The organism is Brevibacillus fortis (assembly GCF_046196545.1).
Lineage (GTDB): Bacteria > Bacillota > Bacilli > Brevibacillales > Brevibacillaceae > Brevibacillus > Brevibacillus fortis_A.
In genome coordinates this window covers 5,131,354-5,145,495 of sequence record NZ_CP176370.1, presented here as the reverse complement: position 1 = coordinate 5,145,495, position 14,142 = coordinate 5,131,354, and the positions used below count along the sequence as shown (strand labels likewise).

15 protein-coding genes are annotated in these 14,142 nt (G+C 47.7%); 11 read left to right on the top strand and 4 right to left on the bottom strand.

The features are described from left to right. Positions 1 to 160: 160 nt before the first annotated feature. The 7 genes from ACKKE8_RS25220 (at position 161) to murQ (ending at position 7,915) form a co-directional block, all read left to right on the top strand. Positions 161 to 1,006 carry a MurR/RpiR family transcriptional regulator gene (locus ACKKE8_RS25220; protein ID WP_409179198.1) on the top strand — a complete coding sequence of 282 codons (846 nt, stop codon included), beginning with the start codon at positions 161 to 163 and terminating at the stop codon, positions 1,004 to 1,006. 172 nt (positions 1,007 to 1,178) lie between these two features. Further along, positions 1,179 to 2,510, top strand: coding sequence for an ABC transporter substrate-binding protein (locus tag ACKKE8_RS25215; RefSeq protein ID WP_409175431.1), 1,332 nt, complete (start codon positions 1,179 to 1,181; stop codon positions 2,508 to 2,510). A 29-nt stretch (positions 2,511 to 2,539) separates the two neighbouring features. After that, positions 2,540 to 3,487: a carbohydrate ABC transporter permease gene (locus ACKKE8_RS25210; protein WP_017251294.1), complete on the top strand. Its 948-nt coding sequence runs from the start codon at positions 2,540 to 2,542 to the stop codon at positions 3,485 to 3,487. Positions 3,488 to 3,504: 17 nt separating this feature from the next. After that, on the top strand, positions 3,505 to 4,332 hold the full coding sequence (locus tag ACKKE8_RS25205; RefSeq protein ID WP_015892945.1) for a carbohydrate ABC transporter permease: 828 nt from the start codon (positions 3,505 to 3,507) through the stop codon (positions 4,330 to 4,332). 23 nt (positions 4,333 to 4,355) lie between these two features. Beyond that, positions 4,356 to 5,318, top strand: a complete 963-nt coding sequence (locus ACKKE8_RS25200; RefSeq protein ID WP_409175430.1) for a GNAT family N-acetyltransferase — start codon at positions 4,356 to 4,358, stop codon at positions 5,316 to 5,318. 30 nt (positions 5,319 to 5,348) lie between these two features. Beyond that, positions 5,349 to 6,962, top strand: a complete 1,614-nt coding sequence (locus ACKKE8_RS25195; protein WP_409175429.1) for a glycoside hydrolase family 3 N-terminal domain-containing protein — start codon at positions 5,349 to 5,351, stop codon at positions 6,960 to 6,962. Positions 6,963 to 7,000: 38 nt separating this feature from the next. Further along, positions 7,001 to 7,915 (top strand): N-acetylmuramic acid 6-phosphate etherase, encoded by a 915-nt coding sequence (murQ, locus tag ACKKE8_RS25190; RefSeq protein WP_409175428.1) that lies wholly within the window; start codon positions 7,001 to 7,003, stop codon positions 7,913 to 7,915. A gap of 33 nt (positions 7,916 to 7,948) precedes the next feature. Here murQ and ACKKE8_RS25185 read toward each other — a convergent pair whose 3' ends face one another. Further along, complete coding sequence (locus ACKKE8_RS25185; RefSeq protein WP_409175427.1) at positions 7,949 to 8,338, bottom strand: hypothetical protein; 390 nt, start codon at positions 8,336 to 8,338, stop codon at positions 7,949 to 7,951. Between the two features lie 178 nt (positions 8,339 to 8,516). On the opposite strand from ACKKE8_RS25185, the gene ACKKE8_RS25180 reads away from it, so the two are divergent. Then, positions 8,517 to 9,452, top strand: coding sequence for a cation diffusion facilitator family transporter (locus tag ACKKE8_RS25180; protein ID WP_409175426.1), 936 nt, complete (start codon positions 8,517 to 8,519; stop codon positions 9,450 to 9,452). A 122-nt stretch (positions 9,453 to 9,574) separates the two neighbouring features. Further along, positions 9,575 to 10,192 carry a DUF3267 domain-containing protein gene (locus ACKKE8_RS25175; RefSeq protein WP_409175425.1) on the top strand — a complete coding sequence of 206 codons (618 nt, stop codon included), beginning with the start codon at positions 9,575 to 9,577 and terminating at the stop codon, positions 10,190 to 10,192. Here ACKKE8_RS25175 and ACKKE8_RS25170 read toward each other — a convergent pair. Then, positions 10,189 to 10,530: a DoxX family protein gene (locus ACKKE8_RS25170; RefSeq protein WP_409175424.1), complete on the bottom strand. Its 342-nt coding sequence runs from the start codon at positions 10,528 to 10,530 to the stop codon at positions 10,189 to 10,191. The two genes, ACKKE8_RS25175 and ACKKE8_RS25170, sit on opposite strands and share 4 nt — an antisense overlap. Before the next feature lie 109 nt (positions 10,531 to 10,639). Between ACKKE8_RS25170 and ACKKE8_RS25165 the strand changes: the two genes are divergently transcribed. Beyond that, positions 10,640 to 11,383: a Crp/Fnr family transcriptional regulator gene (locus tag ACKKE8_RS25165; RefSeq protein ID WP_409175423.1), complete on the top strand. Its 744-nt coding sequence runs from the start codon at positions 10,640 to 10,642 to the stop codon at positions 11,381 to 11,383. Between the two features lie 78 nt (positions 11,384 to 11,461). On the opposite strand, the gene ACKKE8_RS25160 is transcribed toward ACKKE8_RS25165, so the two are convergent. Then, on the bottom strand, positions 11,462 to 11,665 hold the full coding sequence (locus ACKKE8_RS25160; RefSeq protein WP_409175422.1) for a DUF2892 domain-containing protein: 204 nt from the start codon (positions 11,663 to 11,665) through the stop codon (positions 11,462 to 11,464). A gap of 138 nt (positions 11,666 to 11,803) precedes the next feature. Between ACKKE8_RS25160 and ACKKE8_RS25155 the strand changes: the two genes are divergently transcribed. Further along, a complete protein-coding gene (locus tag ACKKE8_RS25155; RefSeq protein ID WP_409175421.1) occupies positions 11,804 to 12,808 on the top strand; it encodes a D-cysteine desulfhydrase in 1,005 nt (334 codons plus the stop codon). 78 nt (positions 12,809 to 12,886) lie between these two features. Here the strand turns inward: ACKKE8_RS25155 and ACKKE8_RS25150 are convergent, their stop codons facing one another. After that, complete coding sequence (locus ACKKE8_RS25150) at positions 12,887 to 14,140, bottom strand: MFS transporter (protein ID WP_409175420.1); 1,254 nt, start codon at positions 14,138 to 14,140, stop codon at positions 12,887 to 12,889. Positions 14,141 to 14,142 lie beyond the last annotated feature (2 nt).

The following is a 14,142-nucleotide window of genomic DNA, read 5'->3' as shown; positions in this document are numbered from 1 at the left end:
AAAGTGTCGAAAAATAGTTTTGAAATTTTATTTCAAATCTGACAATTCATATTGATATTTTATTTCAAGTGTCTATAATACAAAATATGTAACGAATTACCAAAGTCACACTCGAATGTAAGCGCTTAACAATTTCGTGGACTAAAGGGGTGGTATCGTGTTGAATGGCGGGTTGCTGCGCATCCGCGAATCGTTGCACAATATCAAGCGTTCTGAACAAAACGCAGCGCATTACATTTTAGCTAATCCGGATGAGGTGATTCGTCTTTCCATCAAGGAACTCGCGGAAAGAAGCGAATCCAGCCAAGCTGCCATCATACGCATGTGCAAAAGTATCGGTGTAGATGGTTTTCAGGAGTTGAAAATCAGAATAGCGGGTGATCTGCAATCGTCTACCATTCAGGATGTGTACAAAGAGATTCTTCCCGATGCTGATATGTACACCTTGATTGAATCGGTTTCGCTCAACAACATCCTCTCTTTGCGGGAAACGATCAAAATTTTGGATACAGAAGCAGTGGAGCAGGCGATTGGTGAGCTGTTCCGAGCCACTCGGATTGATTTTTACGGAGTGGGTGCTTCGCAATTAGTTGCCCAGGATGCCCAACATAAATTTTTGCGCATCAATAAAATGTGCACAGCCCATTCGGATTCCCACTTGCAGCTTACTTCGGCAGTCACCTTGACGGCTGGTGATGTGGCAGTCGGCATCTCGAATTCGGGGGAAACCTCGCAGATCATAACCACGATGAAACAAGCCCGCAAATCGGGTGCTGTGACCATCGGCATTACCAAATACGGCACAAACTCCTTGGCGGAATGCGTGGATATTCACTTAACTACGTTTTCAACAGAAGCGGATGAACGCAGTGCCGCCACTTCCTCACGAATCGCACAACTCAATGTGATCGACATCTTGTTTAGAGGTGTTGCTGCCAAAAATTACGATGTCTCTGCAGCGTACCTGCGCCAGACGCGTAAAGCTGTTCGGGAGCAATACAAATAAGCAAATCCTCCTTAGACAACACACACTCCTGCCTTTATCCTTTTATCCTTATCAGTCAGTAAAGAGTACCTTACCTTCACCGTATCCATCATGTGGCTAGAAGTACGTTATGTGTTTGGAACTATCGTTAGCTATGCAAGTTTTCTATATATTGCAATTGGGGAGGTTTTCCATGAAAAAGAGAAGGTTTCTCTCAGTACTCGGTTTGATTGGCTTAGCTGCGACATTGCTTATTTCCGGATGTAGCAGCCAGTCCTCCACACAGCAGGGGGACAAAGTCGAATTGTATATGGGATACAGCTCTGATCCGCCCACGAAGAAAAAGATGGAAGAAATTATTGCAAAATTCGAACAATCACATCCGCACATCAAAATCAAAACGATGACGGCTCCTTATGATGACTTCTATCAAAAGCTGACGACTCAGATCGCGGCTGGGAATGCGCCTGATCTTTGGCAGAGCGACGGGACAAAAGTATTTGGTTACGCCCAACGCGGCGCGATTCTCGACATCACCGACTACGTCACGAAAGAAATCAGCAAAGAGGAGCTCAACGGTCTGGAGTTCAATAAAGACTCAGATGGGAAGTATTGGGGCGTGCCGCAGGGCATCCAAGTCGGAGCTCTTTTCTACAACAAGGATTTGTTCGACAAAGCGGGCGTACCATACCCTACGGCTGACTGGACCTGGGATGATTTGAAGGCGGCTTCCGTCAAGCTGACCCTCGATGCCAACGGGAAAAATGCAGACGATCCTGCTTTTGACAAACAATCAGTGAAGCAGTACGGCTTCGCGTTTTTCGGTAGTTCACGCGGTGCGTTTAACATCTTGAAAGCGTATGGTGGCGGGGTATTGGACCCGACGTTGAAAAAATCGATTATCAACAGCCCAGAGAACAAAAAAGCGGTCGAGTGGATGGTCGACGGCATGCAGCGCAAGCTATTCCCGAATCCGGCTGATCTAAAGGCATTCCAAAGCAACTTCAAAGCTTTTTTGAGCGGGGCTGTGGCGATGCAAATCGATATTTACGCAGCAACAACCTCGATGAATGGGGCAGGGTTGAATTACGATGTCGCTCCCATGCCAAAAGGACCGGACGGCAAACGCTTCGCACCCGTAATCGCCAACTCATGGGTCATCAACAAAAAAGCAGAGGAGCAGAAGGTCAAGGCCGCCAAAGAATGGATCACCTACTGGACGACATCTGATGAAGCACAAAAAGAGTGGACGGAAGTAGGGGAAGCCATTCCGGTGAAAAAATCAGTGGCGAATTCCGAAATGTTCCTAAACCCTGCCACGAAGCCGGAAAACAAAAAAGTGTTCCTCGACACCTTGGAGTTCGCAGGCACGATTGATACCAACGCTGTCTTTACCGAGTGGGTGAAGGTGTTCACGGATAATCTGGCGGAACTGTTCATGGATAAATACGGAACGGATGAATTCATCACGAAAACAGACGAAGGCATTCAAAAAGTTCTGGATGACTTCTTCAAGAAGCAGTAGTCATCAATCAGTGAGGATGTGTGCCAACCATGCTAGAGCTGCAAACCAAGCAACAGGCGAAGCCTGCTGTGAAAAAGAGAAAATGGTTGGATAGCGAGGGGAGATGGGGACTGCTCCTGGTCTCCCCTTATCTCATCCACTTTCTCGTATTCGTCGTGGGAACATCGGTCGCGTCATTGTACTTCAGCTTTTCGGATTACGATATTTTAAATCCGCCTAAATGGACTGGCTTGGACAACTATGCAAAGCTGTTTGAAGACCCGCTGTTTTATCGCGCGTTATGGAATACGGTCTATTTTACGATCCTGTACGTTCCGGCAAAAACGTTTTTGGCGTTGCTATTAGCAGTGGCCCTGAATCAAAAGCTGAAGGGCCTGAAATTTTTCAGGATGGTTCACTTTTTGCCGGTTATCTCCTCATGGACGGTGATCGCGTATGTAGCGGATGCGGTGTTTAACCAGCGAATCGGTTTTGCCAATGCTTTTTTGTCTAAACTTGGGCTAGCCCCGCAAAACTGGCTGATTGATGAATTCTGGGTCATCCCGGTCTTGGTTCTCATCGCCATCTGGAAGTCAGTCGGCTATATGATGATTATTTTTCTCGCTGGGCTGCAAGGAATTTCTTCTGACATGTACGAGGCAGCCTCGATTGATGGAGCAAACGCTTGGCAAAAGTTTTGGCGGGTGACAGTCCCGATGATTTCCGGCACGACGTTTCTGGTCGTCATCTTGAATACGATTTACTCCTTCCAAAACTTCGAGCAGATTTTTGTCATGACCGGGGGCTCTACGGAGGCAGGCTCGACAGGTGGTGCGAACAATGCCAGCCTCGTCCTGATGCTGTTCATGTTTCGCCAAGCATTCAGCTTTTTCAAAATGGGCTACGCCTCTGCCATCGCGTGGGTGTTGTTCCTCATCCTGCTTGCCATTACGCTCATCCAATTCAAGCTGCAAAAGAAATGGGTTCATTATGATTAAGAGGCAAGGAGGTAGCCATGCAAAAGCGTTTCCCTCTAAATAAAATCGTTGGATACCTGTTTGTCATAGCGAGTGCGTTGATTATGCTGGTTCCGTTTTTGACGACTGTGTTTAACTCGCTGAAAACTTACAAGCAGTACATGCAATTTCCGCCAGAATGGCTGCCCAATCCAACACAGTGGAGCAACTATACAACCGTGTGGGAACAGGCGAATTTTAGCAGCTATACGATCAACAGTCTGATTGTCGCGATTCTTTCGGTTATCGGGGCCTTATTGTCCAGCTCGATGATTGCCTTTGCCTTTGCCAGGCTGCGCTTTCCTTTCCGCGACACGCTGTTCATGATCGTGCTGGGAACGATGATGATCCCGGGGATCGTCACGATAGTCCCGCAGTTTATTATCTTTAAAAATTTGGGACTGCTCGACACGTTGGCTCCGCTTTGGATATTGGAGTGGCTCGGACAGCCATTTGCCATTTTTTTAATGAGGCAAGCATTTTTGAACATTCCGAAGGATTACGAGGAAGCGGCAAAGCTCGATGGCTGCAATCCGTTCCAGATTTACTGGCGGGTGTTTTTGCCGATGTGCAAGCCTTCCTTGGCAACACTGGCGGTCTTTACGTTTATGGGGAAGTGGAATGAGATTTTGGCGCCAGTCATTTATCTCATTTCGGATGAGAACTTTACGCTGCCAATCGGAATTTTGTCTTTGAGCGGTCAGTACAAGACAGAGGATCAGCTGCTGGTAGCAGGGGCCTTGATCAGCTTGATTCCGATTTTGATCGTGTTTTTGTTTGCGGAGAAATATTTTGTGGAAGGCTCCAAAACTTCTGGCTTGAAATAGGGCGTAAAGGAGGCTAGCATCCGATGCAATACGTACCTTGGGACGATCTATATGCGGACGCTCTGTGCGAGCTGTGGAATCAGGAGTTGGGTGATCGCTTTCCCATGAGGCCAGCGCTCATGCGGCAAAACAGCTTCGAGGATCAGAATGTAGTCAAAGCCGGGTCGTGGATTGCGATAGATGCTGTGACGCAGCGTCCCGTCGGTTTTGTCGTGGCCAAATGCTGGCAGGAAAAGCTCGACATTCAGTTGGGGAAAGGCATTGGCTGGATACAGGTCTTACTCGTGTCTACATCTCATCGCGGGCAAGGGGTCGGGCGTCAATTGCTGGCAAGGGCAGAAAATGCGTTGCGAGAGCAAGGGGTGGAAAAGATTTTACTGGGGCGCGATCCGTATCATTATTTCCCGGGCATACCCGATGAATCTGCGGACGTAAAAGCGTGGTTTGAGAGACAAGGGTATCACTCGGAGGATCGGTTGGAGAACGATCTGTTATGCCAGTATCTCGAATCAGCCGAGCTGGAATTGCCAGAGGTACCAGATGGCCGCTTTCGACTGTTGACGAGGGCGGACGAAGATGCCTTTTTGGCCTTCTTGCATCGATGCTTTCCCGGACGCTGGGAGTATGAAGCCATTCACTATTTTCAACGAGGAGGAACCGGACGCGAATTCGTCGTGGTGGAGCTGCACGGTGAGATCGTCGGTTTTTGCCGGATCAATGATGCCGACTCTCCGTTTGTTGCCCAAAACGTCTACTGGGCACCATTGTTTGCAGATGGGCTGGGCGGTATCGGTCCGTTGGGAGTGGATGCGGAGTATAGAGGACGAGGCTTGGGACTGGCGATTGTGGAGGCGGGCATTGTGGCTTTGCGGAATCGCGGAATCGCAAACATTGTCATCGATTGGACGACGCTGGTCGACTTCTATGCGAGGCTCGGGTATCACAGCTGGAAGCAGTATGCGAAGTACGGCAAAGCATTCTCTTAACAAGAGCAAGACGGTAGGGAGGAGGATTCCATGCAAGCCGAACATATGACTGTGGAACAGAAGGTCGGGCAACTGCTGATGATCGGTTACCCTACACTGGATATTCCTGAAGAAATGGAAGTGTGGATCAAACAAAAACAGATTGGCAACGTGATTCTTTTTAGCCGCAATATCGGGACACCGGAGGAGACCTATCAACGCGTACAGAAACTCCAGAGCTGGGCGTATGAGTCTTGGCATCCCTATCCGCTGTTGATCGGGACCGATCAGGAAAATGGCGTGGTTTCCCGTCTGCAAAAAGGAGCGACGCGCTTTCCCGGAGCGATGGCTTTGGGTGCCACAGGCAATCTCGATCAAGCCAAGCGCATTTATCAGGCAACAGGTGAGGAGCTGCGTGCAGCAGGGATTTCGGTCAATTTCGCCCCGACGGTCGATGTGAACAACAATGCGGACAATCCGGTCATTGGGGTGCGGTCTTTTGGAGAAGCTCCAGAGCAGGTGGCGCGGTTTGGTGAGGCCGCCATTCAAGGCTTGCTTACGAGTGGTGTCATTCCCTCTATCAAGCACTTCCCGGGTCATGGTGATACGACCGTTGATTCTCATGAAGCCGTTCCTGTGCTCGGACATGATCGGACGCGACTGGATCAGGTTGAGTTGGTCCCATTCCAGCGCAGTATCGCGGCAGGAGTCCCCATGGTGATGGTTGGACATATCAGTTTGCCCAGTATGGATGAGTCGGGTTCTCCTGCTACGTATTCCAAAGAGATCGTGACGGGAATATTGCGTGAGTCCCTCGGCTTTGATGGGGTCGCGATTACGGATTGTATGGAAATGGCTGCCATTGCGGGTACGATCGGGGTTCCGGAAGCGGCGGTGCGTTGTGTACAGGCTGGGATCGATCTTGTTCTGGTTTCCCACACGCATGAAGTTCAGCAAAAAACGTATGAACGACTCGTTGCGGCCATTCATTCGGGGGAGCTGTCAGATGAGCGGGTCAACGAAGCAGTCAATCGCGTGCTTCAATTAAAGCAGCGATTTCTTTCCTGGGAGCATTGCTTGCGAAAAACAGGCCCTTCCTTTGACCGTGTCCATCATGCAGACATGGCGAGAAGTGCGCTCGCCCAAGCCATAACCTTGGTGAAAAATGAACATCAGCTCCTTCCTTTACAGAGAAGCACGCAACCGCTTGGCGTGATTTTTCCGGGGATTACCAACCTTACTTTGGCAGAGGACGGGCAAGCAGCTTCTGGTGATCTGGTCGCACCATTGAGAAAATATCGTGAAGTTGAATATCATATGATGTCGACGCTCAACCCGACAGAGGATGAAGTGGAGCTTGTGGCGCATGTGATGTCATCCTTGGGGCACATCGTCGTTTTTACGTACAATGCCCATATCTTTAAAGGCCAATCGCTGCTGGTGAGTCGGCTCGTTCAACAGGGGAAAAAGGTCGTGGCTGTCGCCCTGCGAAACCCGTATGATCTCTTGGTAATGCCAGAGGTAGATGCGTATCTCGCTGTTTACGACCATACGTACCATGCCATAGAGCTTGTGGCAGACATTTTGTTCGGGGAACGAAAGGCCGCTGGACATCTTCCGGTCAGCCTGTTTCCAGCGGAGAAAAAGCAGCATGGTGTGGGGTAGAATGAGAAGATGAGTGTAGATGGGTGGGAGGTAACTGGATGAAGTTTCACCTGCGTGATTTAACGACAGAAACAAGAAATCGGAATACGGAAGAGCTGGATAAATTCTCTACGATGGAAATTATCCAGACTATGAATGAAGAGGATAAAACAGTTGCATTTGCCGTTGAAAAGGAGCTGGCTTCGATTGCAGCGGCCGTTGATTTGATCGCAGAATGTCTGGAAAACGGCGGAAGACTCTTTTATTTTGGAGCAGGAACGAGCGGGAGATTGGGCTTGCTCGATGCGGCTGAATGCCCTCCAACCTTTGGGACGGACCCCTCATTGGTGCAGGGAGTCATAGCAGGCGGGGAAAAAGCTATCGTCAGGGCCGTCGAAGGAGCCGAAGACATTGAGCAGAATGGCAGGGAAGATGTGATCGCCTATGGTGTAAAGGCAGGAGATGCCGTGGTAGGAATTGCGGCGAGTGGTCGGACACCTTATGTCATTGGAGCATTGGCGGAAGCAAGAAGGCAGCAGGCAAAAATCATTTCGTTGTCCTGCAATCAGGTGGCGCAGATCAGCCAAGGTGTGGATGTAGCAATTAATGTGGTAGTAGGGCCAGAGGTAGTGACCGGATCGACTCGCTTAAAAGCAGCGACGGCACAGAAGATGGTTCTCAATATGATTACGACCGGATGCATGGTGCGGTTGGGGAAAGTGTACAAAAATTTGATGGTCAATGTGCAGGTAACCAATGAGAAACTGAAGGAACGGGCAAAACAAATCGTGGCAGAAGCGACCGATGTCTCCACCGATGAGGCGGACGTACTGTTGCACAAGGCAGACGGTGACGCAAAACTGGCGATCGTGATGCAAAAGACCGGGTTGCCAGCAGAGGACGCAAGCCGTTTGCTCACCCAGTATAAGGGCAATATTCGACGGATTTTAGAAGGGAATCACAATCAGGAATGATCAGCCTAATCCTTTTGGATGAGGCTTTTTTTGTTATTCGAGGTCTTTAAGATAGCGGAGTGTTTTATCAAATTGTTCTACTTTTGAATTCGCCTTACTTAGCCACTGCAAACCATTCTTTCGAGGACGATATCCGCCCTCGCTAAATTGGTACTGTTTTATCCATGAAAGTATGTCTTGTGCGTTGTCCAATCCCCAATAATATAAAGGTTCGATCGCTTTTTTTAACAATTCTTCTTCCAGCTGAGGCCGAAAGTGAAGAACTGTCGACACAACCATAAAATAACCTTCGGCTGCAGTGGGACAAGTATAGCTTGGAATCCATGAGTGGATTTTTTGGATGATTTCTTGGTCTGAAGCTGTGCATGTATGAGATTCAATGGAATAAATCAAAGTCATGATTTCATCGAAGTTCGTTGACAAATTCTCCGCCTCCCAATAATACTTTTTCCATCATTATAAGACATACGTCACAACTGGTAATGAAAATCACTTGTATGATCCATAAAATGTTCATTTGAATATTGGCGAAAAAGAGGATATGATTACATTAATTCTTAGATTATAATTCTTATAATTTAAATGGACAGAGGTGATACGTATGAAAAAGGGTGATTTTCACCATCTTGATCATGTGAAAGAACAGCAAACATCGAAGAAAACATTGTGGATTACGCTCCTTTTGACGTTGTTTTTTACGATCGTGGAGGTTGTGGGAGGCTTGATGTCCAATTCACTCGCGCTCCTGTCCGACTCCGCCCATATGATTTCTGACGTCTTTGCTTTAGGGTTGAGTATGACCGCTATTTATATGGCGACACGTAAGCCGACTAAGAAGTACACGTTCGGATTTCTCCGTTTTGAAATTATTGCTTCGTTCTTGAATGGCTTGGCTCTTGCTGTAATTTCGATCGGGATTGTGATTGAAGGGATCAAACGGATGATCAATCCGCAAGACGTTGATTTGCAGTTGATGCTGACCATTGCATCCATTGGTTTGGTTGTAAACATCGTGCTGACCATCGTGCTTTCCCGCAGTATGAAGGAAGAAGACAACCTCAATGTAAAAAGCGCGTTGTGGCATTTTATTGGGGATTTACTCAGCTCCGTCGGTGTGATTACGTCGGCGATTCTCATTTACATGACAGGCTACTACTTGTTCGACCCGTTGATCAGCTTGGTGATTGGGGGAATAATTTTTACAGGTGGTGCCAAAATCATTCGTGAGTCGCTGCTCGTGTTGATGGAATCTGTCCCAGAGCAGTTTGATCTCGAGCAAATCCGTCAGGACCTCAGTGAGGTAGAGGGCGTGGAGGATGTTCATGAGCTGCACCTGTGGGCGGTATCCACGGAACATTACTCCCTGACAGCGCATGTGTTCGTTCGTGAAGGCATCCAGCCGTATTGTGTCATTCTGGCGATTAATCACATTTTGCAAACGAAGTACGGAATTGACCATTCGACGATTCAGATCGAGCACCCGACGATTTTGGATCACGGGGAATATGGCAAGCAGTTTTTGCTTCAACAAGCATAAATGACCATGAGGAAAAGGCTAGTCTCCAAGGAAGCTCAGGAGATTGCCTTTTTTGTTTACTTCCCCTCAAAGAAACTGAACACAAAGGGTGAACGTCTAACATAGAAGAAGGAGGTTTTTTTATGAGAATTACAACCAAATTGCCACAGTATCATGAAAATGTACATGTCGAGTTGATAAAAAATGAATGGATACCACTAAAAGAACCACAGAGTTTGGGCAGGGCAACCCTTTTATCGATTCCTTTTATGCTGATCAATGCCCTCATCGCCTTTGGGATCATCCATATTTTTTCGCCAATAACCTTTCAGGAAATTGGACTGACATCTGACTCTCTATCCATATCCATTGACTTCAGTGTTATTTTCTTCTTACTCGCCTTGGTCATTTTTCATGAATGCTTGCATTTGATTTTTATCCCCAATTTCTTAAGATCAGAAAAAACATGGATGGGGCTTACCTTGTTTGGAGGGTTTGTAGCAACCGAAGAAAAGATTACAAAATCAAGATACATACTGATTACCATCGCCCCATTCATTATTCTTTCGATTATCTTGCCATTCCTTTTAGGTTTTTTGGGACTGTTCGCTACCGTGTTAAAATTTTTGATTTTGATAAACGCAATCGCTTCATCAGTCGATATGCTGAATCTTTTCCTAGTGATGAAGCAAGTTCCGAAACAGGCAATCTTGATCAGTAACGGACAAAAGACGTATTGGAAAGCGCTCGGAAACGATTAAAACCAAAGGAGAAGCAACGAACAAATAAGCATAAATACCGCATTTATCGCCATGATGGGCTTATGTTTTGCCCGGAAAAGATGGGCATGGATAGCACCAAGCATGAGGATGGCGAACAGGATGCAAGCGAGTGTTAATACTCCAGGAATCCAAAAGGAGCTAATTACGCCGATGACTCCGACCAGCTCAAGTGAGGCAATCATGTCCATAAACCAAAGGGGGTACCTGTATTCCTTCCAGTGCTGGAGCATAGATTTTGCACGTAAAAACTTCATTAACACAGAGATGGAAAACATCAAAGCCAAAATCAGTGAAAGAATCATCATGAATGTGTTCAACGGTTTACACTCCTTTGTTCATTCGAAATTCATCGCTTAACGAGGAGTATAATGGGAGTGATCCATACAATATGTAGTCCAGCCTACAGTGAGCAGGAGGAAGTGCACGGTGATCGAAAAGGAGAAGTTTTTATCCCGCATCAATTTGTTTCAGTCGTTAAGTGAAGCGGAGCTAGCCCAATTGGAGCCGGCGACCCCAATGGAAATGGTTAAAAAAGGAACGATGATTTCCTCCCCTCACCTGGAGCAGAAAAGGTTGTTTTTGATCAAGGCCGGGAAGGTTCGCTTATACAAGCTTTCGGCTGACGGCAAAGAGCTAACGATTGATTTGCTCGGCACAGGCCATGTGTTTGGAGAGATCGGCTCGTTTACGATTAGTTCAACCAATCTGTACACCGAAGCGTGGGAAGATTCGGTGATTTGTTCGATTGATAAAGCACAATTTGAAGAGCTGATGCTAGAGAAGCCGAGGCTTGCCTTGCATTTTATCGAGATTGTCTCGAATCGTTTGCAAGAGGTAGAAGAAATGATGGAGCTCATGGCGTATGGAAGTGTGCGACAGCGTCTTGTATATTTGCTCGGCAGGCTGTGCGAAAAATTCGGGGGAGAGCGCCAGGCTGACGCACCAGAATGGGTCGAGCTGGCAGTGAACCTTACGCATCAGGAGCTGGCGACGATGATGGGGTGTATTCGTGAAACCGTCACAGAGGCGCTCCATGAGCTAACAGTCGAAGGTATCGTGAAGAAGGCGGGTCTGCGTAAGCCGTTATGGGTGCATCGGGAGCGGTTGAGAGATAACGGATGCAAGCAAGGAAAGTGGGCTGAGAACGACAATAATGGTCGGCCAGATTAACCAGCCGCCCAATCCTTTTGTCTTCTTTACAGTTGCTTCTGCTTGGACATTCATAAGGGGTAAGGTCAATTGAGAAACTTACGATTTTTGCGAAGGAAGTTGGCAAGAGTTAATCCCAAAGATACGATAGAAGAAGCACTGTTTGGTCAAGGCTGTATAGAGGAGCGGAATGCCCATCAACGAAAGGTATTGATAGCCTCCGTCCAGAAAGAAGAACAAGGAAAGAAAGGCTAACCCAGCAACAATACGAAACATTTGATCAAAACGACCGACGTTTTTCATTCTGATTCCTCCGGTTATGGTGTTTGTAATTGATGAGACTTATTGTACCGGAGTACTTTTTGGTTGCATGTAACAAAGTCACATAACGCAAAGATTTTTCCACCCCATAACAAACGTCAAGCAGAAGGGAAGAAAAGCATGAACCAAATCCGTTACCATCGCAGAAAATATACGCAGGGTCAGACACCAATCGAAAGGCTGGAGCGACTGTCCAAGGAGTTAGGCGGACCGAGCATTTCTATCAAGCGAGACGACATGCTTGGTTTGACAGCAGGGGGAAACAAGACGCGAAAGCTGGAGTATTTAGTGGCGGAGGCAATCGAACAAGGAGCAGACACGTTGATTACATGTGGAGCTGTCCAATCCAATCACTGTCGGTTGACTCTGGCGGCGGCAGTTCGCGAAGGTCTGCACTGCCAGCTCGTGCTATCCGCGCCTGAGACGGGCGACTACCAACCGCAAGCGAGTGGCAATCATCTGTTGTTCCACTTGCTCGGAGCAGAAAAAATCGAGGTTATTCCCGCAGAGGCAGATTTGCTTGCAGCTATGGAAGAACTCGCTGAAAGTCTGCGAAAACAAGGCAGAAAACCATATCTGATCCCTGTAGGAGGCTCCAATGAAGTCGGGTCATTGGGGTACATGGCGTGTGCGGAAGAAATCGAGCAGCAGGCTTGGGAAACGACAACTCCGTACGATTATGTCGTGACGGCAACGGGAAGTGGCGGTACGCAAGCCGGTCTGCTTGCCGGTTTTATGGCGCGCCAGTCCAACACAAAAGTAATCGGGATCAATGTCAGCCGAGATCGGGCTGCACAAGAAGCCAAGGTGATGGGGTTGCTCCGCAGTACAGCTGCACGGATCGGTTTGCAAGGGGACATACGAGCAGAAGCTGTGCTTTGCGACGACAGATTTGTCGGGCCAGGCTATGCGATTCCGACGGATGGCATGATCGAAGCCGTTCGGCTGGTCGCTCGGACAGAGGGAATTTTGCTAGATCCTGTCTATACCGGAAAGGCGATGGCAGGGTTGATCGGCTTGATTCGCGAAGGGCATTTTAACAAGAGTGATCACGTATTGTTCTTGCATACGGGGGGTTCCCCAGCGCTGTATACCGTTCCGCAGCTGTTTTTGCCATCCAAATAGCGTAGCAGGCAGCGGTAGTCTAGGATGTACTTTCACGTCCATAGCTACCGCTGTCTTTTTATAGGAAAGCTGACAGACTTAGTGCTTCACAGTGCCTTGGTCTGCCACAACATCGGGGGTGTCTACCTGCTGCATCAGCATACGCATGGAAAAGACGATTCCTAGTGTGCCCGTTACCAAAAGACCTGCCAATACAAGGTAGCCGACTGATGCGCCGGTTGAATCTAGCATGAGAGTAAATAGAGCGAGTAATAACAGCCGCATGCATGTACCAATCGACCGAAAGAAGCTCAGGACCCTGCCCATAAAACGATTAGGTAGCAGTTCCATATAGATGGTCTGTCGGATCAGTCTGGTTGATACATTGCACCAGCCCATAAACGCAGAGAGCAACACAAAAACCAAGCCCATTGGGATCACAGCGGTCATTACAAGAGCAATCGCCATCAAGATGAAATTCCCTACCATATAAGGAAAAGCACCGATTTTTCCACGAAACCAGGTAAGAAGAAATCCCGCCAGCACTGCGCCTATGGAATACGTAACCTCTCCCATGGAATAGATCGCCACATCTTCCCCCAAAACTTGGCTAACAAAGATAGGGTTAAGCAGGTTCGTCAGCATAACGGCGAGGAATGGTATCAGCGCAGCAATTCCGAATACGATAAACCCTCGTTTTTCTTTGATATAGACCCAGCTTTGCTGAAATTGTGACACCCAGGATGTTCGGACGTATTTTTCTACTTGTTTTTCTTGTGTAAACACATAATCGATTCCGGTTAAGGAGAGAAAAGCGATCAGATAGGTCAAAGTGTTAAGGATCAGCACTATATGTAGTCCGTATTTCCCCAATAGCAAACCTGCGAAAGCTCCTGCGAGGACCAAAGCGGTCTGGTTTTGAATTTCCAGGGTAGAATTGATCACATTGTAGTGCTTTTGCTCAAAGGTTTCCTGTATGAAGGCTGACTGTGTAGGTTCGTGAACCTGAAACATGAACATCGACGCCAAAAAAACGAGTACCATCATCCACTCTTGATAAGTCCCCAAAAATCCCCAAGCTGCTACAAGAGCGAGAACCGAGAAGCCTCCTAGCTGTTCCAGCTGTAGAATGGCCTTGCGGGAAAAGCGGTCAATCAATGTACCCAAATAAGGTCCGATGAGAAGTGTCATTATCGAGGAGAGAAGCATGGTGGAACCAAGTAGGCTGGCTGAGCCTGTGGATTCTACCAAATACCAAGATATCCCGATCATGGTCATCCCCTGGCCAAAGCCTGAAAACAAATTGGAAAGAAACAGCTTGCGAAAATTGCGATTGCGAAAAATCTCGTTCACTC

Coding starts and splice junctions, on each gene's coding strand:
- ACKKE8_RS25215 (WP_409175431.1), top strand. CDS start 1,179: ATGAAAAAGAGAAGGTTTCTCTCAGTACTCGGTTTGATTGGCTTAGCT.
- ACKKE8_RS25210 (WP_017251294.1), top strand. CDS start 2,540: ATGCTAGAGCTGCAAACCAAGCAACAGGCGAAGCCTGCTGTGAAAAAG.
- ACKKE8_RS25205 (WP_015892945.1), top strand. CDS start 3,505: ATGCAAAAGCGTTTCCCTCTAAATAAAATCGTTGGATACCTGTTTGTC.
- ACKKE8_RS25200 (WP_409175430.1), top strand. CDS start 4,356: ATGCAATACGTACCTTGGGACGATCTATATGCGGACGCTCTGTGCGAG.
- ACKKE8_RS25195 (WP_409175429.1), top strand. CDS start 5,349: ATGCAAGCCGAACATATGACTGTGGAACAGAAGGTCGGGCAACTGCTG.
- murQ (WP_409175428.1), top strand. CDS start 7,001: ATGAAGTTTCACCTGCGTGATTTAACGACAGAAACAAGAAATCGGAAT.
- ACKKE8_RS25180 (WP_409175426.1), top strand. CDS start 8,517: ATGAAAAAGGGTGATTTTCACCATCTTGATCATGTGAAAGAACAGCAA.
- ACKKE8_RS25175 (WP_409175425.1), top strand. CDS start 9,575: ATGAGAATTACAACCAAATTGCCACAGTATCATGAAAATGTACATGTC.
- ACKKE8_RS25160 (WP_409175422.1), bottom strand. CDS start 11,665: ATGAAAAACGTCGGTCGTTTTGATCAAATGTTTCGTATTGTTGCTGGG.
- ACKKE8_RS25155 (WP_409175421.1), top strand. CDS start 11,804: ATGAACCAAATCCGTTACCATCGCAGAAAATATACGCAGGGTCAGACA.